Annotated in this window: 25 protein-coding genes; 10 read left to right on the top strand and 15 right to left on the bottom strand. The window is 66.5% G+C overall.

Features of this window, described 5'->3' with window-relative positions:
• Window positions 1-89 precede the first annotated feature (89 nt).
• Entirely contained in the window at window positions 90-653 is a 564-nt protein-coding gene (locus tag K3U93_RS21905) for a TetR/AcrR family transcriptional regulator (protein WP_071510599.1), read from the top strand.
• A gap of 9 nt (window positions 654-662) precedes the next feature.
• Here K3U93_RS21905 and K3U93_RS21900 read toward each other — a convergent pair whose 3' ends face one another.
• A complete protein-coding gene (locus K3U93_RS21900; RefSeq protein ID WP_176219909.1) occupies window positions 663-2276 on the bottom strand; it encodes a DHA2 family efflux MFS transporter permease subunit in 1614 nt (537 codons plus the stop codon).
• A gap of 134 nt (window positions 2277-2410) precedes the next feature.
• Between K3U93_RS21900 and K3U93_RS21895 the strand changes: the two genes are divergently transcribed.
• Both K3U93_RS21895 and K3U93_RS21890 read left to right on the top strand, forming a co-directional pair.
• On the top strand, window positions 2411-3115 hold the full coding sequence (locus K3U93_RS21895; RefSeq protein WP_071510601.1) for a DUF2334 domain-containing protein: 705 nt from the start codon (window positions 2411-2413) through the stop codon (window positions 3113-3115).
• 50 nt (window positions 3116-3165) lie between these two features.
• Window positions 3166-4833 (top strand): FAD-binding dehydrogenase, encoded by a 1668-nt coding sequence (locus K3U93_RS21890; RefSeq protein WP_071510602.1) that lies wholly within the window; start codon window positions 3166-3168, stop codon window positions 4831-4833.
• Window positions 4834-4968: 135 nt separating this feature from the next.
• Here K3U93_RS21890 and K3U93_RS21885 read toward each other — a convergent pair whose 3' ends face one another.
• On the bottom strand, window positions 4969-5607 hold the full coding sequence (locus tag K3U93_RS21885) for an MBL fold metallo-hydrolase (RefSeq protein ID WP_083009953.1): 639 nt from the start codon (window positions 5605-5607) through the stop codon (window positions 4969-4971).
• Here K3U93_RS21885 and K3U93_RS21880 point away from each other — a divergent pair.
• From K3U93_RS21880 to purQ, 3 genes are read left to right on the top strand one after another with little or no spacing between them, the layout of a single operon-like run.
• Complete coding sequence (locus K3U93_RS21880) at window positions 5584-6315, top strand: ATPase (RefSeq protein WP_083009923.1); 732 nt, start codon at window positions 5584-5586, stop codon at window positions 6313-6315. The genes K3U93_RS21885 and K3U93_RS21880 overlap by 24 nt on opposite strands.
• A 54-nt stretch (window positions 6316-6369) precedes the next feature.
• The gene (gene purS / locus K3U93_RS21875; protein WP_071510604.1) at window positions 6370-6609 is read left to right on the top strand and encodes a phosphoribosylformylglycinamidine synthase subunit PurS; all 240 of its coding nucleotides are present in this window, start codon (window positions 6370-6372) and stop codon (window positions 6607-6609) included.
• The gene (purQ, locus tag K3U93_RS21870; protein WP_071510605.1) at window positions 6606-7280 is read left to right on the top strand and encodes a phosphoribosylformylglycinamidine synthase subunit PurQ; all 675 of its coding nucleotides are present in this window, start codon (window positions 6606-6608) and stop codon (window positions 7278-7280) included. The genes purS and purQ overlap by 4 nt, the downstream gene beginning before the upstream one ends.
• A gap of 101 nt (window positions 7281-7381) precedes the next feature.
• Here purQ and K3U93_RS21865 read toward each other — a convergent pair whose 3' ends face one another.
• The 3 genes from K3U93_RS21865 to K3U93_RS21855 form a co-directional block, all read right to left on the bottom strand.
• Complete coding sequence (locus K3U93_RS21865) at window positions 7382-7852, bottom strand: hypothetical protein (RefSeq protein WP_083009922.1); 471 nt, start codon at window positions 7850-7852, stop codon at window positions 7382-7384.
• Between the two features lie 169 nt (window positions 7853-8021).
• Window positions 8022-8849, bottom strand: a complete 828-nt coding sequence (locus K3U93_RS21860) for an Rv0792c family HTH-type transcriptional regulator (protein ID WP_071510607.1) — start codon at window positions 8847-8849, stop codon at window positions 8022-8024.
• A 50-nt stretch (window positions 8850-8899) separates the two neighbouring features.
• Window positions 8900-9319, bottom strand: coding sequence for a nitroreductase/quinone reductase family protein (locus K3U93_RS21855; RefSeq protein ID WP_254893596.1), 420 nt, complete (start codon window positions 9317-9319; stop codon window positions 8900-8902).
• Between the two features lie 21 nt (window positions 9320-9340).
• Here K3U93_RS21855 and K3U93_RS21850 point away from each other — a divergent pair, with 21 nt between their 5' ends.
• Together K3U93_RS21850 and K3U93_RS21845 are read left to right on the top strand one after the other, a co-directional pair.
• Window positions 9341-9928 (top strand): TetR/AcrR family transcriptional regulator, encoded by a 588-nt coding sequence (locus tag K3U93_RS21850; protein WP_071510609.1) that lies wholly within the window; start codon window positions 9341-9343, stop codon window positions 9926-9928.
• 11 nt (window positions 9929-9939) lie between these two features.
• The gene (locus K3U93_RS21845; protein ID WP_083009919.1) at window positions 9940-10338 is read left to right on the top strand and encodes a VOC family protein; all 399 of its coding nucleotides are present in this window, start codon (window positions 9940-9942) and stop codon (window positions 10336-10338) included.
• 75 nt (window positions 10339-10413) lie between these two features.
• Here K3U93_RS21845 and K3U93_RS21840 read toward each other — a convergent pair whose 3' ends face one another.
• The 8 genes from K3U93_RS21840 to K3U93_RS21805 all read right to left on the bottom strand — a co-directional run bounded on the left by K3U93_RS21840 (window position 10414) and on the right by K3U93_RS21805 (window position 17398).
• Window positions 10414-11871, bottom strand: coding sequence for a dihydrolipoyl dehydrogenase family protein (locus K3U93_RS21840; protein WP_083009918.1), 1458 nt, complete (start codon window positions 11869-11871; stop codon window positions 10414-10416).
• Window positions 11872-11917: 46 nt separating this feature from the next.
• A complete protein-coding gene (locus K3U93_RS21835; RefSeq protein ID WP_071510612.1) occupies window positions 11918-12622 on the bottom strand; it encodes a haloacid dehalogenase type II in 705 nt (234 codons plus the stop codon).
• Window positions 12619-12795 carry a hypothetical protein gene (locus K3U93_RS21830; RefSeq protein WP_176219908.1) on the bottom strand — a complete coding sequence of 59 codons (177 nt, stop codon included), beginning with the start codon at window positions 12793-12795 and terminating at the stop codon, window positions 12619-12621. The genes K3U93_RS21835 and K3U93_RS21830 overlap by 4 nt, the downstream gene beginning before the upstream one ends.
• Window positions 12792-13673, bottom strand: coding sequence for a DUF427 domain-containing protein (locus tag K3U93_RS21825; RefSeq protein ID WP_071510613.1), 882 nt, complete (start codon window positions 13671-13673; stop codon window positions 12792-12794). Before K3U93_RS21825 ends, K3U93_RS21830 begins: the two co-directional genes overlap by 4 nt.
• Before the next feature lie 57 nt (window positions 13674-13730).
• Entirely contained in the window at window positions 13731-14705 is a 975-nt protein-coding gene (locus K3U93_RS21820; protein WP_083009952.1) for a zinc-binding dehydrogenase, read from the bottom strand.
• Window positions 14706-15037: 332 nt separating this feature from the next.
• Window positions 15038-15709, bottom strand: a complete 672-nt coding sequence (locus K3U93_RS21815) for a TetR/AcrR family transcriptional regulator (RefSeq protein ID WP_230981531.1) — start codon at window positions 15707-15709, stop codon at window positions 15038-15040.
• A gap of 27 nt (window positions 15710-15736) precedes the next feature.
• Entirely contained in the window at window positions 15737-16426 is a 690-nt protein-coding gene (locus tag K3U93_RS21810) for a TetR/AcrR family transcriptional regulator (RefSeq protein WP_083009916.1), read from the bottom strand.
• 99 nt (window positions 16427-16525) lie between these two features.
• Window positions 16526-17398 carry an alpha/beta fold hydrolase gene (locus tag K3U93_RS21805; RefSeq protein ID WP_083009915.1) on the bottom strand — a complete coding sequence of 291 codons (873 nt, stop codon included), beginning with the start codon at window positions 17396-17398 and terminating at the stop codon, window positions 16526-16528.
• A gap of 342 nt (window positions 17399-17740) precedes the next feature.
• Here K3U93_RS21805 and K3U93_RS21800 point away from each other — a divergent pair, with 342 nt between their 5' ends.
• Window positions 17741-19453, top strand: a complete 1713-nt coding sequence (locus tag K3U93_RS21800) for an MOSC and FAD-binding oxidoreductase domain-containing protein (protein ID WP_083009951.1) — start codon at window positions 17741-17743, stop codon at window positions 19451-19453.
• Window positions 19454-19505: 52 nt separating this feature from the next.
• Here the strand turns inward: K3U93_RS21800 and K3U93_RS21795 are convergent, their stop codons facing one another.
• Both K3U93_RS21795 and K3U93_RS21790 read right to left on the bottom strand, forming a co-directional pair.
• The gene (locus tag K3U93_RS21795; protein ID WP_071510617.1) at window positions 19506-20303 is read right to left on the bottom strand and encodes a family 1 encapsulin nanocompartment shell protein; all 798 of its coding nucleotides are present in this window, start codon (window positions 20301-20303) and stop codon (window positions 19506-19508) included.
• Window positions 20303-21331, bottom strand: a complete 1029-nt coding sequence (locus K3U93_RS21790; protein ID WP_083009914.1) for a Dyp-type peroxidase — start codon at window positions 21329-21331, stop codon at window positions 20303-20305. The genes K3U93_RS21795 and K3U93_RS21790 overlap by 1 nt, the downstream gene beginning before the upstream one ends.
• A gap of 110 nt (window positions 21332-21441) precedes the next feature.
• Between K3U93_RS21790 and K3U93_RS21785 the strand changes: the two genes are divergently transcribed.
• Entirely contained in the window at window positions 21442-22725 is a 1284-nt protein-coding gene (locus tag K3U93_RS21785) for a M18 family aminopeptidase (protein WP_083009913.1), read from the top strand.
• Window positions 22726-22737: the final 12 nt, after the last annotated feature.

Below are 22737 nucleotides of genomic sequence, written 5' to 3'. Positions count from 1 at the left end.
CTCCCTCAATCTAGGCACTGACAAGTTCCTAAGGCGCCAAGATAGGCCGTTATCTAGTCACTGTCAAGTTTGGCCGGTATGCTGGCTCTGTGAACCGTCCGAGCTACCACCACGGCGACCTGCGCGCGGTGATCCTCGCCGAGGCCGCGCGTCTGGTGGCCGAGCGTGGCGCGGACGGAGTCTCGTTGCGGGAGTTGGCCCGTAGCGCCGGAGTGTCGCACGCCGCGCCGGCGCACCATTTCACCGATCGGCGCGGATTGTTCACCGCGCTGGCCACCGAGGGGTTCGAGCTGCTGGCCGAGGCGCTGGCCAAAGCCCGGGGCAACTTCGCCGAGGCGGCCCTGGCCTACGTGCGGTTCGCCATCGATCACCCCGGTCATTACCAGGTGATGTTCAACAAGTCGCTGCTTGACGCGGCGGACGGCGAACTGGCAGCCGCCGAGGCCGCGGCCGGGGCCGAACTTTCTCGCGGGGTCGCGACCCTGCGCGATCCCAACGCGCGGGCCGACCCCGCGGGCGCGCGGCTGGCGGCATGGTCACTGGTGCACGGGTTTTCGATGCTGTGGCTTAACGATGCGGTCAATCCCCAAGTCAGACAGGACGATCCGATGGATACCGTGATGCGGATCGCGACAATGCTGTTCGACGGGTAATCGCGGTGGCTATTCGGTGGCCGTTTGGCTCGCCGGTTTCTTCGGCAGAAACGACGCCGGGATGACGGTCAACACCACCAACACGACCGCGATCGCGAATACCGCCGTATAGGCGTGCGACAGGTCGTGCAGCACATCCGCCCAGAAGCTGGGCGCAAGTGACTGCCGGGGTATTGCGGACTGGTCGACCGGCACCCCGCTGCTGGCGGCCTTTTGTTGTAGCGACGCGAGTTTATTTGCCGCGGAAATGTTCTCGCTACGGTTGAACTGGTTGGTCAGGATCATCGACATCAGCGCCGTTCCCATCGAACCGCCGACCTGATGGCTGACGCTCATCAGCGTTGTGCCGCGGGCGATCTGATGCGCGGCCAACGCCTGCACCGACGCGACGGAGAGCGGCATCATGGTGCAGCCCATGCCCAGGCCCATGACCGCCAGCCCCACCAACAGCGTCGGCAGGTACCCCGCCTGCCTGGCCACACCGAACGCGAAGGCGCCCAGGCCGGCCGTGATCAGCGCGATGCCGACCAACACGATCTTGCCCGGTCCCTGTCGGTCCACCAGCGGTCCGGTCAGCCGCATGGTCAGCATGGCGCCGAGTCCCTGCGGGATCATGTACACGCCGGCTTGCATCGGCGTCTGGTGCTGCACCTGCTGAAAGTAGCTGGGGAGCAGCAGGCCCGCGCCGAAAAAGGCCGTGGCGAACAGCAGCATCGTCACGTTGGCGTGGGTGACCACCTTGTTCTGGAACAGCCGCAGATCGATGAGCGGGTGATCCGCGCGGCGCTTCGCATGCACCGCGAACGCGGCGATCAACGCCAGGCCGATGGCCGCCGGTACCAACACGCGACGATCGAAAACCGTCCCGCAGCGCGGGACAGACGACACCGCGAACAGGAACGCCGCCAGGCCGGGCGAGAGCAGCAGCACGCCGACGACGTCGAAGGTTTCCGACCGTGCCGGGTGATCTCTCGGGAACACGATCGCCGCGAGGACGACCGTGACGAGACCGATCGGCAGGTTGATCAAGAAGATCCACCTCCAGCTGGAGGTGTCGATGAGCCAGCCGCCCAGAATGGGCCCACCGATCGGGGCGAGCAGCATGGGGATGCTCAGGATCGACATCAGCCGCCCGAGCCGCCGGGGTCCCGCTTCGCGGGTCAAGATCATGAATCCCAGCGGCAACAGCATGCCGCCGCCGATGCCCTGCACTACCCGAAATACGATGAGCTGCAGAATATTTGACGCCACCACGCACAGTAACGATCCGAGCGTGAAGGCGAGCACGGAGCCCATGAAGAGCCGTTTGGTGCCGAACCGGTCGGCCGCCCAGCCCGTTATCGGGATCACGGTCGCCAACGCGAGCGTGTAGCCGGTCATCGTCCATGCGACGACGGCCTGGGTGGACCCGAACTGCGCGATGAAGGTGCGTTGCGCGACGCTGACGACGGTGACATCCAGGATCGCCATCACCGTGGCCAGGATGCACACGCCGGAGATCCGCAAGAGTGCGGCGTCCAGCCTGTCCGGATAGACCTGCACGCCCGGCTGCTGTGCGGGGGCGGTGGGCGGCGCGGTATCGGCGGCTGTCGGACGGGCCTTTTCCATGGCGTTGGTTAGCATATCGAACCGATCACCGGGGCCGACGCCGGTAGGCGTTTGCTGACCGGTCGCGGGATCTGTCCGCCGGCCCGTTATACGCCTGCCGTCTGCGTGTCCTTCACCATCCCGACACTTGGGATCGGCAAACTTGTGGCGTGTCTGGAAAATTGATCGTCTCGGTGTCGGGGATAGGCGAACGTACCCTGGCCGACGTCGAGGAGTTCTGCGCGCAGATGGACGCGCGCAAGGTGCCGGTGTCGTTGCTGGTCGCTCCCCGGCTGTCCGGTGACTACCGGCTCGACCGCGACCCACACACCGTCGAGTGGCTGACGGCCCGCCGGGCCGGCGGCGACGCCATCGTGCTGCACGGCTACGACGATCCGGCCACCAAGAAGCGGCGCGGCGAGTTCGCGATCTTGCGCGCACACGAAGCCAACCTGCGGCTGATGGCCGCCGACCGCGTCCTCGAGCACCTCGGGCTGCGCACCCGGCTATTCGCAGCACCGGGCTGGGTGGTGTCACCGGGCGTCGTCAAGGCGTTGCCGGCCAACGGCTTTCGGTTGCTCGCCGACCTGCACGGGATCACCGACCTGGTCCGGCACACCACCGTCCGCACCCGAGTGCTGGGCATCGGGGAAGGCTTCCTGACCGAGCCGTGGTGGTGCCGCATGGTTGTGCTGTCCGCCGAGCGGATCGCCCGCCGCGGCGGCATCGTGCGGGTCGCCGTGGCCGCCCGTCAATTGCGCAAGCCCGGCCCGCTGCAGGCGATGCTGGACGCCGTCGACCTGGCTTCCATGCACGGCTGCACACCGACGGTGTACCGGTGGCGGCCCGACAGGGCGATCCTCGACGCCGCCTGACGTCAAGCCGTCTGATCAGCCTGCTGGCCGGGGCATTACCCTGGTGCGGCATGAGCAATTCTTCAGCCGCAGGCTTCGCCGCCGACGCGATCATTGTCGGTGCGGGGCTGTCGGGCCTGGTGGCCGCCTGCGAATTGGTGGAACGCGGCTTGCGGGTGCTGATCCTGGACCAGGAGAACAGCGCCAATCTGGGCGGGCAGGCGTTCTGGTCGTTCGGCGGCCTGTTCTTCGTCGACAGCCCCGAGCAGCGCCGCCTGGGCATTCGCGACAGCCACGAACTCGCCCTGCAGGACTGGCTCGGGACGGCGGCCTTCGACCGGCCCGAGGACTACTGGCCACGCCAATGGGCGCACGCCTACGTCGATTTCGCGGCCGGGGAGAAACGCAGTTGGCTGCGCGCCCGGGGCCTCAAGATTTTCCCGTTGGTGGGTTGGGCCGAGCGCGGCGGCTACGACGCGCTGGGGCATGGCAACTCGGTGCCCCGTTTCCACATCACGTGGGGTACCGGGCCCGCGTTGGTCGAGATCTTCGCGCGTCAGCTGCGTGACCGCTCCACGGTGCGCTTCGCGCACCGCCATCAGGTCGACGAGCTGGTCCTAGAGGATGGCGCGGTGACCGGCGTCCGGGGCACCGTGCTGGAGCCCTCGACCGCGGCACGCGGTGTGGCATCGTCGCGAAAAGCTTTGGGGCAATTCGAATTCCGTGCTTCGGCGGTGATCGTGACCAGCGGCGGCATCGGCGGCAATCACGATCTGGTGCGAAAGAACTGGCCGAAGCGGATGGGCCGCGTCCCCGAGCAACTGCTCAGTGGGGTGCCCGCGCACGTCGACGGCAGGATGATCGGCATTTCCCAAAAGGCCGGTGCGCGGGTGATCAACCCCGACCGGATGTGGCACTACACCGAAGGCATCACCAACTACGACCCGATCTGGCCGCTGCACGGCATCCGGATCATCCCGGGCCCGTCGTCGCTGTGGCTGGATGCCTCCGGCAAGCGGTTGCCGGTTCCGCTGTATCCCGGGTTCGACACCCTCGGCACCTTGGAGTACATCACCAAGTCCGGGTACGACTACACCTGGTTTGTGTTGAACAACAGGATCATTGAGAAGGAATTCGCGCTGTCCGGTCAGGAGCAGAACCCCGATCTGACGGGGCAAAGCGTGCGCGAGCTGCTGCGCAACCGGGCCAGTTCCGGGCCGCCGGGACCGGTGCAGGCCTTCGTCGACCGAGGCGTGGACTTCGTCAGCGCGGACTCGCTGCGCGAACTGGTGACCGCGATGAACAAGCTGCCCGATGTCCAGCCCCTGGACTACGCCACGGTCGAGGCCGAGGTCACCGCCCGCGACCGCGAGGTGGCCAACAGGTTCAGCAAGGACGGTCAGATCACCGCGATCCGTGCCGCCCGCGGCTACCTGGGCGACCGGCTGGGCCGGGTGGTGGCGCCGCACCGGCTGACCGACCCGAAGGCCGGGCCGATGATCGCGGTCAAGCTGCACATCCTGACCCGAAAGACGTTGGGCGGCATCGAGACCGACCTACAGGCGCGGGTACTCAAGGCCGACGGCACGCCGCTGACCGGGCTGTACGCGGCCGGCGAGGTGGCCGGGTTCGGCGGCGGAGGCGTGCACGGCTACCGCGCCCTCGAAGGCACGTTCCTGGGCGGCTGCATCTTCTCCGGCCGGGCCGCCGGCCGCGGCGCCGCCGACGACATCACTTAGCCCCTGCCAAGCCCCTGCCACACACCGCCAAGCCCCTGCCACACACCGCCGAGCCCCTGCCACACACCGCCGAGCGTCACGCCAGCGTGGCGCCGGAAGCCGAGAGCCACGCTGGCGTGACGCTCGATCGAAGCGCTAAAAGGCGATCGCGTTTTCTGCGGGCAATACCTGGAAGTCGGTGTCGGTCATCTCGGTGAGCCGGCCGTAGTAGATGCCCCGCGCGTCCGGTGCGATGATCCCCTGGTGGATCGGTACCGCGCGGGCCGGCGCCACCGCACGCAGGTAATCGACGGCCTCGGCGATCTTCATCCACGGGGCCGCCGCCGGCGCGGCCAAGACGTCCACCGGCTCCTCGGGCACGAACAGCGCGTCGCCGGGATGCATCAACCTTGCCGCATGGTGTCCGTCGCCCACCAGATACGAAATGTTTTCTATCACAGGGATTTCCGGGTGGATCACGGCGTGCCGGCCGCCGACGGCCCGAACCGTCAGCTCCCCGATCTGCAGTTCGTCGCCGACGTGCACCGCCCGGCACGGCTCCCCGAGCTGGGCGGTGGTTTGCGGATCGGCATACAGCGCGGCATCCGGGTTGCCCTCGAGCAGCGACGGCAGTCGGCCGATGTCGACGTGGTCCGGGTGCTGGTGGGTAATCAGGATCGCGGAAAGGCCGGTGATCCCCTCGAAACCGTGCGCGAAGCTACCGGGATCAAAAAGCACGCTGGTGTGGTCGAATTCGGCGAGTAGGCAGGAATGGCCGAAATGCGTCAGTTGCATGTCTACGATTGTGCCCTGACGGGGGTGATGCCGATGCGGGTGATCCTGGCGACGATGCTGGTTGTCGGTGGCTTCGCGGTGGCTCTGATCGTCGTGGCACCCGCCCATGCGGAGCCGGAAACGTGCCCGTCCGTGTGCGACCAGATCCCCAACACCGCGTGGATCCCGCGGCAAGCCGTGCCGCTGAACTCGGTATACAACTGGCCCGCGCTGGCCGGTCTGGCGGTGCCCCTGACGGGTGCCGGGACGGCCAGGTTCCGGTTCGAGGATCTGTGTGCCACACCGGCGGCACCGCAGGATGCCCGCGGCTCGGCGGTCGCGGCCCGCGTGACGGTGACCCACCCGGACGGTCAGTGGCAGTTGCAGGCTCAGATCCTGCACTGGCGCGGCGACACGGCCCGTGCCGGCCCCACCGCCGCTTCGGTGTTCAGCAACGCCGTCGCCGCGCTGCGCAACTGCCAGCAGCGGGCACCGGCGCAGTCGCCATCGATCACCAGCGACGAACCGAACCGGATGGCCGCCGTGATCAGCGGTCCGGTCATCATGCACACCTATCTGGTGGCCCACGTGGCGAGCGGCACGATCAGCGAGCTCACCCTTTGGGCGTCGGGACCCCCACAGGTGCCGTGGCCGGCGATGCCCGACGATCCGGTGCTGAACGCCATGACCGCGCCACTGTGCGACGCCTACATCGCCTCCTGCCCGTGATTCCCGTGCACGCCGGTAGAGTTGGCGCCGAGATCGATCTGAGGAGGAGCGCCGGTGGCCCGGGTGGTCGTAAACGTGATGCCCAAAGCGGAAATTCTTGACCCGCAGGGTCAGGCGATCGTCGGCGCGCTGGGCCGGCTGGGTCATCACGGAATCTCAGATGTCCGGCAGGGCAAGAGATTTGAGCTGGAGGTTGATGACGCGGTTGGTGACTCCGAGCTCGCCGAGATAGCGGAATCGCTGTTGGCGAACACCGTGATCGAGGACTGGACAATAAGCCGGGAGGCGCAGTGACGGCACGGATCGGCGTCATCACCTTCCCCGGGACGCTCGACGATGTGGACGCCGCCCGCGCGGCCCGGCGCGTAGGCGCCGAGGCGGTCGGTCTGTGGCATGCCGACGCCGACCTCAAGGGGGTCGACGCCGTGGTGGTGCCCGGCGGCTTCTCCTACGGCGACTACCTGCGGGCCGGTGCGATCGCCAGGTTCGCCCCGGTGATGGCCGAGGTGGTCGACGCCGCCGGGCGCGGCATGCCGGTATTGGGAATTTGCAACGGTTTTCAGGTGCTCTGCGAGGCCGGGCTGCTGCCCGGGGTCCTGACCCGCAACGCGGGTTTGCACTTCATCTGCCGAGACGTGTGGCTGCGGGTGGCGTCGACCTCGACGGCGTGGACGTCGCGTTTCGAGCCCGACGCGGACCTGTTGGTGCCGCTGAAGTCCGGGGAAGGCCGCTACGTGGCGCCCGCGAAAGTGCTCGACGAACTGGAGGGCGAGGGCCGGGTGGTCTTCCGCTACCACGACAACCCCAACGGCTCGCTGCACGACATCGCCGGCATCAGCTCCGTCAACGGGCGCGTGGTCGGGCTGATGCCGCATCCCGAGCATGCCATCGAAGCGCTGACGGGTCCCTCCGACGACGGGCTGGGCCTGTTCTACTCGGCGCTGGACGCAGTGCTGGCCGCCTGAGCGTAAACGACTGCGCTATTTGTGTTGCTTCTCAAACACCGTGGCGCTGATCGGAATTCGCCTGGAAGCTATGCCGATCCGCCGCCCACGGCCGGCGGGATTCAACCGGCGTCGCGCAGCAACGGCTGTGCCGTCGACGGTAAGTCGACAATCGGGGTCAACGCACCGAAGAGGTCGATCGCGTCGGCGATCGTGCCGTCGACGAAGCGAGCAAAGTCGTCGAGCGTGACGTCATCCCGGATCCACTGTGACCTGCGCGCCACCACACCGATGCGCTGCGGATCGGACGAGCCGTGCACGATCGCGGTGACCTCGCGGTTCTGCTGGTTCCACGTGTCGGCGAAGTGCGTCAGCCAGGGGCGGTCGGTCGCGGGAAAAAAGCACGCGGGAGCGACCCGGATCATCAACACGTCGCCGTGCGCGGGGAAGATCTCCAGGTGGACGTGCAGCCGCCGGGGGAGGACGTTGGCGACGAAGAAGTATTCGCCATCGTGTCGGCCGCGGAAGAACCGCCGCCCGCGCGTGCAGAGGTAGCGTTCGATCAGGTTTGCGCAGCGCGGCTCATTCGTCATGAGATCGATGCTGCGCCCGACGGCTTGGCGGATCCTTGGAGCCGAGCCAGCCGGGTCCGAAGAAATCGTTGAGAATTCGCTGAGCGAGCGGGCCGTCGTCAGGGCAGCGCCCGCGGTCAAGGTCGTGCGACCAATGGGCCGGTTGCGCCGCAGCGGATTTGATCGGTGTTCAGGCCGGGTCGCGCCGCTCCACAATTCCGGCGCCGGGTTCGGGCATTTTTCTTGGCAAGGTGACCGAAAACGTGTATCGCTCTGGGGGATAGTGGAACTCCACGACCTCAAGCGGTTTGTCGTCATCGGTGTAGCTGGTGCGTTCGAGTACCAACACGGGTGAGCCCAACGGCAGGTTCAATGCGCCGGCCACCTCAAGGGATGCGCCGGCCGCGTGAATCTCGTGCCTGGCCCGGGCGATCCGAACCCCGAGTCGCTGCTCCCACATCTTGTACGTGCTTTCCATGGCGTACCTGGTTTCCGCGCCCGGCGCTTTCGACGTCAGCGGCTCGACGGCCTTGCCCAAGTAGGGCGGAAAGTAGGCCGTGAGCAGGGCCAGGGGCAGGTCCCCGTCCCGAAAACGTCGGCTGATGCGCAAAACTTTGGACAGGCCGAGTGTTTCGGCTATCCGTTGCGGCGCCGCTTCCACGCGATGGGACAGCACGTCCACCTGCGGGGTGATACCGGAGCTCGCCAACACCTCGGTAATCGTGCGCACACCGAAGCCCAGTTCCTGGTTCACCGGGTTGGCGACGAACGTGCCGAGACCTTGGCGGCGAACCAGCCACCCCTGACGCTCGAGGTGTCCCGTTGCCGCGCGCACGGTCACCCGGCTCAAGCCCGAGCGATCGATCAGTTCCCGCTCGCTGGGCAGACGTCCGCCGCGGGGCAGACGTTGTTCGACGATCGCGGCCTTGAGCGCTTCGGCGAGCTGGGTGCTCGCGGGTACGCTGCCGCGCCTTATCCGCAGATCGGCGGCGTCGAGGTCCAGCGACCTGGCGGCCATAAGACGTATTAAAACGTCTTATGGCCGCCAGGTAAAGGTGCGGGCAACGATTACAGGTCGATGCGTACGGTCAGCAAGTCGGTGCCCAGCGCGCGCACCATCGAGCTGTTGAGGCGCGGCAGCGTCGCCAGCCGGGCGTTCGGGTCATCACCCGGCAACAGGACCGCGGTTCCCGCGCGCCAACGGCCTCGAATTCGGACTCGAACCCTGTTGTCCACCTTGATGTTTCGAATGTAGTCCGACGCTTCGCCGTGGTCGGACACGAGCCAGAAGGCGGCGCCGTCGAGCCGCCCGCCTATCGGTGTGCGCCGCGGCCGCCCGCTGATGCGGCCGGTGGTCTCCAGCAGCACCTGGGTGGGCAGCCGCCGGGTGACGGGGTTGGCGATGTGCCGGTGGAAGAAGCTGGTTCGGCGGCGGAGGCGTGGGCGGTCATGTCCATAAGCATTGTCGAGACTATTGGTCTCGTCAATGGGCGCGCTAACCTGCAGGCTGTGACGTCGACCCACCGACGGCCCCATACCGGCAGCCGCCGCAACGACGCGGCCGAGCGGGCCATCCTGCGCGCGGCCGCCGAGCTGCTCGCCACCGGCGACGGTGCGCTGATCACCGTGGCCGCGATCGCGGAGCGGGCGGGGGTCGGCAAGCAAACGATCTACCGGTGGTGGCCATCCAAGAGTGCGGTGCTGCTCGACGCAATGATTCACCGGGCGCGGCAAGTCGCGCCGGCGCCCGATAGCGGTGACCTGCACACCGACCTGCGCCTGTTCCTGCGGGCGACGTTCGCCGCGGCGCCCGACAACCGCAGCCTGCTCCTGGGCGCGCTGCGGGAGGCGTTGGGCGACAACGCCACCATGGATCGGCTGGCGGCGTTTACGGCGGCGCGGCGCGAGGAGCTGGCGCAAATCCTGCAGCGTGCACGGGCCCGCGGACAGATCCCCGCGCTCGAACCGACCGAGACCGTCGTCGACCAGGCGCTCGGATTGCTGTGGTATCGAATGATTTTCGCGCACGAGCCACTCGACGAACGGGCCGCCGACGGGTTGGCCAGAGCGCTTGCGACGCAGCTGCACACGAATTAGGAGGATTGACAGTGGGATTCGCGGTGGAAAGGTTCGACCATATCGTCTTGAATTGCAACGACGTCGAGGCCACCGCCTCGTGGTATGAGCGGGTCCTCGGCATGCGGCGCGAGACGTTCGGACCGTCGAACAGAACCGCCCTTTGCTTCGGAAATCAGAAGATCAACCTGCGACCGGTCGGCGCGCTGGCCGACGACCCCGACTGGGTCACCGGGTCCGTCGAGGCGGCCGGTTCCGAAGACTTGTGCTTCGTCACGCACCGCACCCCCGACGACATTCGCGCCCATCTCGCCGAATGCGGGGTGAAAATCATCTCGGGACCGGTAACCAGGATCGGCGCGTTGGGACCGATGACCTCGCACTACTGTCGTGACATCGATGGGAATCTCGTCGAAATCGCGGTCTACTGAGCGCCTTAACCCGGATACAGCCGGGAGCTGGCCTCTGGGGTGCTGCCCGCGACGGTGACTTCCGCTGTCGGATCGTCAATTGTCGTCCGCGGATGAATCCCGGTAGGCCTCGAGAAGCCTCAGCCACAGTTCGCTGATCGTCGGGAAGCACGGAACGGCGTGCCACAACCGATCGATTCGCACCTGGCCGGCGACGGCGATGGTGGCCGAGTGCAGCATCTCGGTCACACCGGGACCGACCAGCGTGACACCGAGCAGGCGGCCGCCATCCGCGTCGACCACCATCCGGGCCCGGCCGGCGTACCCGTCCGCGTAGAGCTTGGCACCCATCACGACATCGCCGATGTCGATGTCGGCCGTGCGCACCCGGTGTCCGGCATTTTCCGCCTGCCGAGCCGTCAGCCCGACCGCGGCGGCTTCGGGATCGGTGAAGAAGGCCTGCGGCACGGCGTAATGGTCGGCGGTCGTGGCATGCGCGCCCCACGGCCTGGTGTCCAACGGGGTTCCCGCCGCGCGGGCCCCGATGGCCGCGCCGGCGATGCGTCCCTGGTACTTGCCTTGATGGGTCAGCAGGGCCCGGTGATTGACGTCGCCCGCCGCATAGAGCCAACCGTCCTCGATCGCCCGCACTCGGCACGTGTCGTCGACGTCGAGCCAGCCGCCCGGCGTCAGTCCCACCGTCTCCAGGCCGATGTCGTCGGTGAGCGGTGCCCGGCCCGTGGCGAAAAGCACTTCGCTGACTTCCAATTCGGATCCGTCGTCCAGGTCGAGGATCACCTGGCCGCCGTCGGGCCGGCGCAGCGCGCGGACCGACACCCCCACGCGCACGTCCACGCCCGCGTCGGCGAGTCCGCGGCCGACGAGTTCGCCCACGAAGGGCTCCATCCGCGGCAACAGGCCGGATCGCCGGGCCAGCAGAACCACCTTGGAGCCCAATCCTTGCCAGGCGGTTGCCATTTCGACGGCCACGCCGCCACCACCGACAATGGCGAGCCGCTCCGGGACATAGCTGCTGTCGGTCGCTTGGCGGTTGGTCCACGGCCTGGCTTCGTCGATGCCGGGCAGGGCGGGCAGGGCCGGCCGGCTTCCCGTGCAGACGACGATCGCGTGCCGTGCGATCAGCGCCGTCCGCCCGCCGCCGGGCGTGGCGACGGCGACTCGTCGCGGACCGTCCAACCGCCCCTGGCCGCGCACCAGGGTGGCGCCGATTTCGGCCGCCCAGTCGGCCTGGCCGCTGTCGTCCCAGTCGTTGACGTAGCGGTTGCGGCGGCCGAACACGCCCGCGGCTCTGATGGAACCGCTGACCGCCTCGCGTGCGCCGTCGATCCGGCGTACGTCGGATACGGCAATCACCGGCCGCAGCAACGCTTTACTGGGCACGCAGGCCCAATAGGAGCATTCGCCCCCGACGAGTTCGCGCTCGACCAGCGCCACGCTGAGGCCCGCCGCCCGGGCGCGCTCCACGGCGTTCTGGCCAACCGGTCCGGCGCCGAGGACCACGACGTCGTAGTCTTGTTCAACGTCCGCTGCCATGGTCGACGATCCTCCCGGTGATCTGCATCGGTGTGTCGGTAAACGTTCAGCGCCGCCCCTCGATGAGGCGCCCGGCCAACTCGCGCAGGTCACTCACCACAAGGTCTGGTTGCGGCAGGCCGTCAACGGGTAGCGGTGGGTTACCCGGCCGCGTGACGAGAGCAGCGCTGAACCCGACGTTTTGCGCGCCGAGGGTATCCCATACGTGTGCGGCCACCATCATGCAATCGGCGGGGGCTACGTCGAGCGTCTGGCACACGTGTCGGTAGACGGCCGGAGCCGGCTTGAACGCGCGGCAGGATTCGACGCTCAACTGCTGCTCGAAAAAGTCCGCGAGCCCGGCGTTCTCCAGCGGTGTCCGGACGCCGGGCCGGTGCGGTGAATTGGTCAGCGTGACCAGACGAAAGCCGTTGTCGCGCAGTGTGGTGAGCCCTTCCATGACGTCGGGGTGCGCGGGCATCGTGCGCATCCGCGCCCGCAGGCGATGTGCGTCATCGTCGGTAATGTCCACCCCGTGGATATCGGCCAGCATGTGTAAGACGCCTTGGCCGAGCGTGAAGAAGTCGACGTAGTATTCCGCCAAGGTAGCGGTCATCGAGTACATGACGAGCTGGCCGAACCATTCACGGAGCACCCGTCCGTCGCCGAACAGCTCCTCGAAAAGCGGTGCGATGGACTCGATATCGATCAGCGTCTCGTTCACGTCGAAAACGAGCACGGATGGCGCGGTCGGCCGGTCCCCTGAGTTCATGTCGGCCGGTGGTTGCGTTCTTGCGATACCCAGGCGTGGCGGATCGCGCTGACGGCCACCCCGCGACCCGCCAGTTCCGAGCGGTAGCCCCGAATGTCGGAAACCGCTAGACGGAGGCTTTGCGCCAAACCTGGGGGTGCGTCGGTCAGGCCGACACCGAACAGCGCCTTCATCTCATGATCCCCGTGGGCGTCTTCCCGAGCACCTCGTCGGTATCGAGTCCTCGGTCAACACCATGGGGAATGACGGTTTGGCCAGGCTCGAGCCGTAATTGTTGGCCGTCGAGATAGACGTCGATCTTGTCGGGCTCGAAGGACACCAGGTTCGTTACCCGCCCCACTTCGGGCCAGGCGTTGATGTAGGACCACGCGGCGCGCTGGTGGCTGCCGATGTCGTAATAGGAGCATATCCCTTTGTAGGGGCAAAAGGTTTGTATATCAACGAGTTTAAGATCAGCCCCGTCGATATCCTCGCGTGGTACGTACCAGCGGGGTGCAAAACCTGATTCGTATAGCGCCAACGGGTGCTTCGTGTCGGCGATCACCCGCTCGCCATCCTGGACGACGAGATGCCGTGACGTAGAGCGGATGTCGATGCGGTGATAGGCGTCGGCGGCATGCCCGACGATGCGTTCGTTTTCTTCGTAGAAGGCGTCCATGGCGCGCCAGGCGAATGCCAGCCGCCCGTCCAGAACGGTCGCATGTTGCGGTAGATCTGTGTGTTGCCAGGCGCTGTGGTTCGCCTCCCGCTCCGCAACCTTGACGGTGAACCACTGCGTGTCGCCGAGGTCGCGGTGTTGGGTGACCCGGTCCTCGGCGATCACGATGCCGGGTTCGATATCGCCGCGCGGGAAATAGGCCACCGGGTAACGGCCCGGCTCGTGTAGCAAAATGACGTTCTCGCTGTCGGCGATCCACTTGTCGGCGAAGCGCACTCGCATGCGACGGCGCGACGGCTCCGCGTACAGCAGACGCGGCGGCAGTGGCTGCTCGGTGAGGAAGTGTCCGATCGAGCCGGTCGCCAGTGGACCTTGCTGCCATGCCAAACCCATCGTCGTGTCCTTCCTGCAGCGAAATCGGTTCCCAGAGCCAGTATTTGTAACCTTGCATCAGTCCACGACAACGACCATCTTTCCGCCGGCTTCCCCGGCCTCCATCACCCGGTGCGCTTCGTGAATTTGATCGAACGAGAAGACGTGCGACGGCTTTGCGTCGAGCTTGCCGTCAGCCACCTGCCGTGCGATATCTTGCAGCGGCACGTCGGAAAGCGGGAAGCCGGGAGTCCCAAACACGAAGCTGCCGAAGAAGTTCAGGTTCACCCCGCTGGCCATGCGCAGCAACGGGTTGAAATCCCCGATGGGATCAAGTCCACCCAGCCATCCCGCCAGGCAGGCGGTGCCGCCGCGGCGCAGCATGTCCAGCGAGTCGAGGATGGTGCTGTTGCCCACGAGGTCGAGGACGGCATCAATCTGCTTGGATTCGGCGATGTGGGCCGCCAGGTCGCGCCGCTCCAACTCGACGCGCGAAGCGCCCAAGTTCTCGAGCAGGGAAAAACGCTTGGGGCTGCGCGCGGTGGCGATGACCCGCGCGCCGGCGGCGGCCGCCATCTTGAGTGCCGCCTGGCCGAACGATGACGTCGCACCGCGTAACACGAGTGACTGCCCGGCTTCCAGGTTGAGGTTGCGGAACAGACATGTCCAGGCGGTCGCATAGGTTTCGGGCAATGCCGCCAAATCTGACCAAGGTAGCTCGGACTCAACGGGGGCGACATTGGCGGCGCGCACGCGCGTGTATTCGGCATAGCTGCCGTTGATGGTTCGCCCGAGGCCGCCCATCAGCGCCGCCACCTTGGCGCCGACCGGAAATTCCCCTCCCGGGCACGAGTCGACGATGCCGACGCATTCGATGCCGCTGACTTCCGCCGCTTCTGCCCATTCGCCCCGCCGCATGTGCATCTCGGCGTGGTTGATACCGAACCCTTTCACCTCGATGACGACCTCGCCGTCCTTGGGCAGCGGCTTGGGGATGTTTGTGTAGACCAGGCTGTCGAGCCCGCCGAACCCTTTCAAGATGATCGCGCGCATGGTTTCGCCGCTCGGTTGCTCGCGCACTACCGCGGGCGCCGTGGACGGTGCGGCTGGCGAACCTTGCGACGTCGTCGCGGCGCCGTTCGGAAGAGGGTTTTCCATGGTGGCCATCACCTGTCTCTTTCCAAATCGTTAGTCGGCCTTCGGATATTGCTTCGCGAGAGCCGCACTGTGGCGGTTAGGTTACCACCGTCGTCAGGAACTTAATGGGTCGTATAGCCCAATATTATGGGTGGTTCCACCCAAATTTGTCCAGCGCGGTTATTTTGTCTTCGAGCTCAGGCCGCCGGACGGACATTGGCGGGCGATCAAGGCGCGTCCGGTTCAGGTCAGGATTTGGATCTGCGTCGCGGTGAGGTGGACCGGCCTTTACGGTGCCCGGGATCAGCCGCGAAGGAGCGCACGTAGTCGACGGCGGCATTGACGGCGACCCGCAGCGGCTCCGGGTCAGCGGTGGCATGCGTGAGCATGGCGCCACCCTGGTGTGCGATGACCAGTGAGACAGCCAGGTGTCGCGGGTCGGCGTCAGATCGCAGGTCGCCACGGCGTCGCATCGCCGCAAGCCCGGTCTGGAATAGCTCAAGCCACTGGTCATACCCGTCGGCGAGATCATCGCGAATTTGGTCGTCGGCGTCGATCAGCTCCCCGGCCAGCGAGCCGTAGACGCATCCGCCCAGCCGGTAGACGGTGTCGATGTCGGCTACGCAGGCGTCGGCCCATGCTTGCAGGGCCTCGAAACTGTCGAGCGCGCCGAGCTGCGGTTGCGTATGAAACGCCATGACATCGTCGCGTCGCGAAGCGATGACCTGGCGGGTCAGATCGCGTTTGCCACGGAAATAGTGCGAGATCTGCGATCCGCTGACCCCGGCGATGTTACGCACCTCGTCGATGCTGGTGTTGGCGACGCCGCGTTCGAACATGAGTCGGGCGGCGACGCCGACGATACGTGCCCGAGTCGCCAGTCCCTTTCGGGTGAATCGCGATGTGCCGTCTTCGTTCACGTTCCGCCTTGGCATCGGTCGGTGGGCTTATGTGGTGTGGCGCCGACGGCGGGGACGTCGCGCAGGACGCGGAACCCGCTCAGCGGGGTCGGTGGCGAACATCCGCAGATAGTTGACGGCGAACCGCGTGGCGTCAGCGTGCGGCCATTCCGCCCGATAGGTAAACGCCAGTGTGGCGCCGCCTTGGTGAGCGCTGACGATGGTCAACGCCAGTTTTCGCGGGTCGGCGTTCGCGTCGAGAACACCGTGGTTTTTCATTCGCCGGATCGCCGCTTCGAGCAACTCGACCCACTGCCAGTAGCCGGCCGCCAATGTGGCACGCGTTTCGTCGTCGGACTTTGCCAGCTGTGCGGCCAGGGCATGGTAAGTGGGTGTTCCACCGGAGGTTCCGATGCGTCGTAGGTAACGCATGTTGAGATCAATCCACCGCTCGAAGTCGTCGAACGAGTCCAGGTCTCGAAGCTTGGGTTGGCGGTGAAAGTCGAGAACCACGCCGATTTGGCGCCTGATGACCGCGCGAATCAGCGTACTTTTGTCGGCGAAATAGTGGGCGAGCTGAGAGCCGCTGACCGACGCAGCTTTGCGCACGTTCTCCGTGTTCGAGGCCGACAGTCCCTGGGTGACGATCAGCTCGGCGGCGGCCTGCACGATCCTGTCGCGGGTGGCACGCCCCTTGGCGGTCAACCGTTGTTCGTCTTGAACATCGGGATGGGCCATCGCGTCAGGCTAACCTGCAAGCGCCTCCGATTATGGGATATCTAGCCCATTGAATGTCGGGTTGAATGTCGGGCCGGGATGTGCCGCCCGCGGGCCCCGTCAGGTGGGCACGCGCACCTTGGCGAGGAAGTTTCGGATCAGCTCGGTGACTTCGTCCAGCGCGGACTCGAGCAGGAAATGCCCGCCGTCGAGCAGACGAATCTCGGCATCGGGCAGGTCGCCGGCGAATGCCTCAGCGCCGGCCGGGCCGAAGATTTCGTCGCCGCGGCCCCACACTGCCAGCAGTGGCACGCGGGTGGCGCGGAAGTATTCGTGGACGCGGGGGTACAGCGGCGCGTTGGTGGCATAGTCCCGCAATAGTTTTAGCTGCACCAGGTCATTGCCGGGCCGCGATATCAGCGCGTAGTCGTGATGCCAGGACTCCGGGTCGACCAGCGTCTCGTCGGCTACGCCGGTGAGGTACTGCCACCGGGTGGCGTCCAACGTGAGGAACTGCCGAACGGCGGCCTCGGTGTCGCCCGTCTGTTCATTTTGGTAGGCCTGCACGACCTTCCAGAAGCTCTCGACGAAGCCGGCGTCGTAGCCGTTGCCGCTTTGGCTGATGATCGCCGTAATTGCGGACGGGTCGCGAAGCGCCAGCCGCCAGCCGATCGGGGCGCCGTAGTCCTGCACGTACATCGCATACCGATCGACACCGAGGCTGCGCAGCAAGCCCGCGGTCAGGTCGGTGAGCGCATCGAAGGTGTAATCGAACTCCTCCGCCGGAGGCGCGTCTGAGAGCCCAAAGCCCAAATGGTCGGGTGCGATCACGTGGTAGCGATCGGCGAGCGCCGGAATCAGGTTCCGGAACATGTAGGAGCTGGTCGGAAATCCGTGCAGGAGGACCACCGCGGGCGCATCGGGGCCGCCGGCTTCACGGAAGAACAGCCGATGGCCATTGACGGTGACGTATCGATGATGAACGGCCGGCATGAGATTCCTCCTGCACCATGTGGCTCCGGGGCGTGGCGGACGTTGGGTAAGGCGGTGCCCGGCGACCCGCGCCGCCACATTTTTGGGATATACATCCCAGTATGCACCAAAACCCGCGACCCGCAATAGCCCGCGCAGGAGTTGACCGTAAAGCCGACCGGGAATATTCTGGGTCAGTTATCCCAGTCTGGGGCGCTCCGCCCGTGGACAGGCGGAGCAAGGGGACGGGTGCGAGTGGCTAATACGTTGCGGGACAAGACCGTCGTGGTGGTCGGATGCGCTCGCGGAAAACTTGCCGACCTGTAGACCTAGCTTCGGTGGCGTTAATCAGGAGGAGGCATGGTGGGCAGGCTTGTTTCGGTGAATGTGGGCATGCCCAAGAACGTTCGATGGCGCGACAAAACCGTTTACACCGGGATATGGAAGACCCCGCTCGACGGACCGGTCATGGCACGCCGCCTCAACCTCGACGGTGACGGCCAGGGCGACCTCGCCGGCCACGGTGGTGAACAACGCGCAGTCATGGTGTATCAGGCCGAGTCGTATGACTTCTGGAAGACCTACCTGGGTCGTGACGACCTGGAACCCGGTCACTTCGGCGAAAACTTTACCGTCACCGGGCTAGCCGATGGCGACGTATATATCGGTGACCGCTACCGCATCGGCGGCGCCGAATTCGAGGTTACTCAGCCGCGCGTCACCTGCTTTCGGATTGGCATGCGACTGAACGAACCGGAAATGCCCAGTCTGCTTGTCGCCCAGCATCGTCCGGGCTTCTACTTCCGGGTCATCACCGAGGGCAAGGTCCGTGCCGGTGACGACATCGTGCGCACCCGACGTGGCCGTCACGAGCTCAGCGTCGCCGATGTGGACGCGCTGCTGTACCTGCCGAACCGCGACGTCGAGCAACTCCGCAAGGTGGTCGACGTTTCGGCGCTCAGTCCGGGCTGGATGCAATCGTTCCAGGACATGCTGAAGGCGCACGACAGCTCCGCGGCCGAGACGGCACCGCCCGTTGGAGTCGAACCGGCGTGGAACGGATTCCGCCCGTTGCGCGTCAGCGCAATACACCGCGAGAGCCCGCAGGTGCTGTCGATCCGTCTACAGGCCGACGACCATAGCCCGCTGCCGCCGCCGCTTCCCGGCCAGTACCTGACGGTGCGAATTTCGGGCGCCGCCGAGCCCACGCCGATGCGTAGCTACTCCCTCTCGGGCGACCCCGCCGCGGGGGACTACCGCATCAGCGTCAAGCGCGAAGATCACGGATTGGTGAGCCGTTGGCTGCACGCTCACATCGAGCCGGGGTCGGTCATCGAGGCCGCCGCTCCGCGCGGCGACTTCTATCTGACTGAGGGCAGCGATCCAGTGGTCCTGCTCTCGGCGGGAATCGGCGTCACGCCGGTATTGGCGATGTTGCATACGCTGGCGGCGACCCATAGTCTGCGCGAGATCTGGTGGCTGCACACGACCCGCAATCGCGAAACCCAGGCTTTTGCAGCTGAAGTCACGACTCTGATCGAGTCGTTGCCGCATGCTCGACAGCTGGTGTTCTACACGCAGATTCAGGGACATTTGGATCGGCCGGCGATCGCGGCGCTGGGCCTGCCCACCGATGCCGCGGCATATCTCTGCGGTCCAACCCAATTCATGGCCGACATGCGCGATGCCCTCACCGCGGCGGGACTCGACGGCGGCCGTATCCACAGCGAATTGTTCGGTGCCCTACCGCCAATCAATCCCGGCATCGTGGACGCGGCCCCGCGCAAGCCGCCACACCCGCCCGGGGGACCACCGGGGACAGGACCGTCAATCACCTTCGCCCGCAGTGGACTCACCGTTGAGTGGTCCACCGATTACGGCAATATCTTGGACCTGGCCGAGGCCTGCGACGTGCCGACCCGTTTTTCGTGCCGAAGCGGCGTTTGCCACCTGTGTGAGACCGGGGTGGTCGCCGGGGCGATAACGTATGTCCAGCCGCCGCTGGAGCCGCCCGCGCAGGGGGCGGTGCTGATCTGCTCGGCGGCGCCAAAAAGCGACCTCGTGCTAGACCTTTAGTGGCGCGAAAGACGCTGTGCTACACGGCAATCGCGTGCCGGGCGCGTTGGTCCTACGGGCTGAGCGCGACCGACGCCTCGGCGGTGTAGCACAGGAACGTCAGCGTCTCCTGCAGGTAAAGCTGCACGGTGTCGGCGTCATGGTTGAGGTACCCGATCGCCACGTCGGTGCCCAGCTGCAGATCGAAGTCGCCGCCGCGGGTGGTCAGCACGAAGGCGCCGTCGATGGCCGGCGCCCAGATGATGTCGCCGTCGACCAATCGGTTCAGGTGCTCGCGGATCGGATATCCGTGTTCGGTGGTCTCGCTGACTTTGGTGTAGACGCCGGCGGACAGCAGCACCGAGTACGGGCCGTCGACACCGGCCAGCCGCAATTCGGTCAACGCCTGCGAGATGGCATCGGGCATGTCGCGGGGATCCTCGGGCAACGTGAGCGGCTTGTTCGAGCTGGCGCTGCGGATGCCCTCGATCGACGCGGCGGGGTAGCCCTCGAAGATGGTGCGGTCCTCGACGAACGCCAGCTTCTTGGCGGCGGCTTTGACCGGGTCCCAGTCGGAGTCCTGCGAGCCACGTTCGACGTCGTCGATTTCGGAGCGCGACAGCGTAAACGGAACCCGCAGCCGGACAAGGGGTTTGCTTGCCCGCAGGTGGGCCACCACACCGTCGGTGGGTGCCGCAACGTCGACCAACCGGCCGGTGCCGACCGCCGCGGTGATCGGCCCGCCGGGCTCGCTGACGTCGACCACTCTGCGCCCGGCGATATGGCGCTTGAACGTCCGCGTCGCCTCCAATTCGATTTCGGCCCAAGCGACTTCGGTGACCGGTGCCAGATCACGGTAAAGGTTGTTCATCACAAGGTTCCTTTCAGGCTGCCGATCGAAAGTGAGCCTTCAAAAGAGGCGGGGTCAGAGGCGGATGTGGCTGGCCGCGAGGTCGCCAGGGGTGCGGGCAGGGGCGGCGGATCGTCCAGGAAGTCGACGGTGGGCGAAAAGAACAGCCCGCCGGTGACCGCGGTGGAGAAGTCCAGAATGCGGTCGGTGTTGCCCGGCGGGTCGCCGAGGAACATGTTGCGCAGCATTCGTTCGGTGACTTGCGGCGTCCGCGAATAGCCGATGTAGTACGTGCCGAACTCGCTCGCGCCGAGTTCGCCGAAAGGCATGTTGGCCCGCACGATCTTGAGCTCGTTGCCGTCGTCGTCCTCGATGACGTTGAGCGCAATGTGTGAGTTGGACGGCTTCACGTCGTCGTCCATCTCGATGTCTTCCAGCTTCGAACGGCCGATCACCCGTTCCTGCTCGGCGACCGACAGCGAATCCCACGACGCCATGTCGTGCACGTATTTCTGCACATGGACATAGCATGAGCCCGTGAACTCGGGGTCCTCGTCGCCGATGGCGGTGGCGCTGATTGCGATTGGGCCGTCGGGGTTTTCGGTGCCATCGACGAAGCCCAGCAGGTCGCGGTTGTCGAAATAGCGAAACCCGTGTACCTCGTCGACGACGGTGACCGCGCCGGCCATCGACTTGAGGACGCGGCCGGCCAATTCGAAACAGACGTCCATGGTCTCGGCCCGGATGTGGAACAACAGGTCGCCGGGCGTGGCCGGCGCGGTGTGCCGCGGTCCGCTCAGCGCGACGAACGGATGCAGTTCGGCGGGCCGCGGCCCGCCGAACAACCGGTCCCAGGCGTCGGAACCGATCGAGGCGACCATTGACAAACGTTTGGTCGGGTCGCGGAAACCGATCGCGCGCACCAGCCCGGACAGGTCCGGCAGCGCGTCGTGCACGGTCGCTTCGCCGCCGTCGTCGATGGTGACCACGAGGAATATCGCGGCAGGCGTCAACGGCGCGAGAACGGGTTGGGGCTGAACCGGGGGCACTCTGCTGACCCTAGCGTGGCAACGCGAGCGCCGGAACCGGCGCGAGCAAGGAGCCGCGCAACCGGGCCCAGCGCGAACTGCGTGGTCGCGGACAGCCATGATGTTGAACTATGTCGGCCAGCGCCGCAGGCCTCTGCGAATTCATCGACGCCTCTCCGTCGCCGTTTCATGTCTGCGCCACGGTGGCCGGTCGGCTGGCAGAGGCCGGGTACGCCGAACTCAGGGAAACCGACCGCTGGCCGGACGGACCGGGCCGCTACTTCATCGTGCGGGCCGGCTCTCTGGTCGCCTGGAATTCCGACGGGCCCGACGGCCCCTTCCGGATCGTCGGCGCACACACGGACAGCCCCAACCTGCGGGTCAAGCAGCGCCCGGACCGGTTGGTCGCCGGTTGGCGGGTGCTGGCGCTGGAGCCGTACGGGGGCGCATGGCTGAACTCCTGGCTGGACCGGGATCTGGGTATCAGTGGGCGGCTGTCGGTGCGCTCGGCCGATCAAGCCGCCGGAATCACCCAGCGGCTCGTCCGGATCGACGACCCGATCCTGCGGGTGCCTCAGCTGGCCATCCATCTGGCCGAGGATCGCAAGTCGCTGACGCTGGACCCGCAACGACACGTCAACGCGGTCTGGGGCGTCGGCGACCAAGCGGGCTCGTTTCTCGACTACGTCGCGGGCCATGCCGGCGTGGCGGCGGCCGACGTGCTGGCCGCCGACCTGATGACCCACGACCTGACCCCGTCGACGGTCATCGGCGCCGACACCAGCCTGCTGAGCGCTCCCCGGCTGGATAACCAGGCCAGTTGCTACGCGGGGATGGAGGCGTTGTTAGCCAGCCAGCCCCGGGGCTTCTTGCCCGTGTTGGTGCTCTTTGATCACGAGGAGGTCGGTTCGTCCTCGGACCACGGCGCGCAGTCCAACCTGCTGAGCACCGTGCTGGAACGGATCGTGCTCGCGGCCGGTGGCAGCCGGGAAGACTTCCTGCGCCGGCTGCCGGCGTCGCTGCTGGCCTCGGCGGACATGGCACACGCCACCCATCCCAACTACCCGGACCGGCACGAGCCCGGTCACCCGATCGCGGTCAACGCCGGGCCGGTGCTCAAGGTGAATCCGAATCTGCGGTACGCCACCGACGGACGCACCGCGGCGGCATTCGAGCTGGCCTGCCGGCAGGCGGGGGTCGGATTGCAGCGTTACGAGCACCGCGCCGACCTGCCGTGCGGTTCGACGATCGGGCCGCTGGCCTCGGCTCGCACGGGTATCCCGACGGTCGATGTCGGGGCCGCGCAGCTCGCGATGCACTCCGCGCGCGAGTTGATGGGCGCACACGACGTGGCCGCCTATTCGGCCGCGTTGCAAGCGTTTCTGTCGCCCGAGCCTCTCGCGCGCCGAGTGTGAATCTGGCGGCGT

The organism is Mycobacterium malmoense (genome assembly GCF_019645855.1).
Lineage (GTDB): Bacteria > Actinomycetota > Actinomycetes > Mycobacteriales > Mycobacteriaceae > Mycobacterium > Mycobacterium malmoense.
The sequence above is the reverse complement of the archived record's forward strand: the minus strand, read 5'-3'. Positions and strand labels throughout refer to the sequence as shown.

What these genes read in the sequence shown, in the direction of transcription:
- K3U93_RS21900 (WP_176219909.1), bottom strand. Translation starts at nt 2,276, where the DNA reads ATGCTAACCAACGCCATGGAAAAGGCCCGTCCGACAGCCGCCGATACC.
- K3U93_RS21890 (WP_071510602.1), top strand. Translation starts at nt 3,166, where the DNA reads ATGAGCAATTCTTCAGCCGCAGGCTTCGCCGCCGACGCGATCATTGTC.
- K3U93_RS21880 (WP_083009923.1), top strand. Translation starts at nt 5,584, where the DNA reads ATGGCCGAAATGCGTCAGTTGCATGTCTACGATTGTGCCCTGACGGGG.
- K3U93_RS21885 (WP_083009953.1), bottom strand. Translation starts at nt 5,607, where the DNA reads ATGCAACTGACGCATTTCGGCCATTCCTGCCTACTCGCCGAATTCGAC.
- K3U93_RS21865 (WP_083009922.1), bottom strand. Translation starts at nt 7,852, where the DNA reads ATGACGAATGAGCCGCGCTGCGCAAACCTGATCGAACGCTACCTCTGC.
- K3U93_RS21860 (WP_071510607.1), bottom strand. Translation starts at nt 8,849, where the DNA reads ATGGCCGCCAGGTCGCTGGACCTCGACGCCGCCGATCTGCGGATAAGG.
- K3U93_RS21840 (WP_083009918.1), bottom strand. Translation starts at nt 11,871, where the DNA reads ATGGCAGCGGACGTTGAACAAGACTACGACGTCGTGGTCCTCGGCGCC.
- K3U93_RS21835 (WP_071510612.1), bottom strand. Translation starts at nt 12,622, where the DNA reads ATGAACTCAGGGGACCGGCCGACCGCGCCATCCGTGCTCGTTTTCGAC.
- K3U93_RS21830 (WP_176219908.1), bottom strand. Translation starts at nt 12,795, where the DNA reads ATGAAGGCGCTGTTCGGTGTCGGCCTGACCGACGCACCCCCAGGTTTG.
- K3U93_RS21825 (WP_071510613.1), bottom strand. Translation starts at nt 13,673, where the DNA reads ATGGGTTTGGCATGGCAGCAAGGTCCACTGGCGACCGGCTCGATCGGA.
- K3U93_RS21820 (WP_083009952.1), bottom strand. Translation starts at nt 14,705, where the DNA reads ATGCGCGCGATCATCTTGAAAGGGTTCGGCGGGCTCGACAGCCTGGTC.
- K3U93_RS21810 (WP_083009916.1), bottom strand. Translation starts at nt 16,426, where the DNA reads ATGGCCCATCCCGATGTTCAAGACGAACAACGGTTGACCGCCAAGGGG.
- K3U93_RS21805 (WP_083009915.1), bottom strand. Translation starts at nt 17,398, where the DNA reads ATGCCGGCCGTTCATCATCGATACGTCACCGTCAATGGCCATCGGCTG.
- K3U93_RS21795 (WP_071510617.1), bottom strand. Translation starts at nt 20,303, where the DNA reads ATGAACAACCTTTACCGTGATCTGGCACCGGTCACCGAAGTCGCTTGG.
- K3U93_RS21785 (WP_083009913.1), top strand. Translation starts at nt 21,442, where the DNA reads ATGTCGGCCAGCGCCGCAGGCCTCTGCGAATTCATCGACGCCTCTCCG.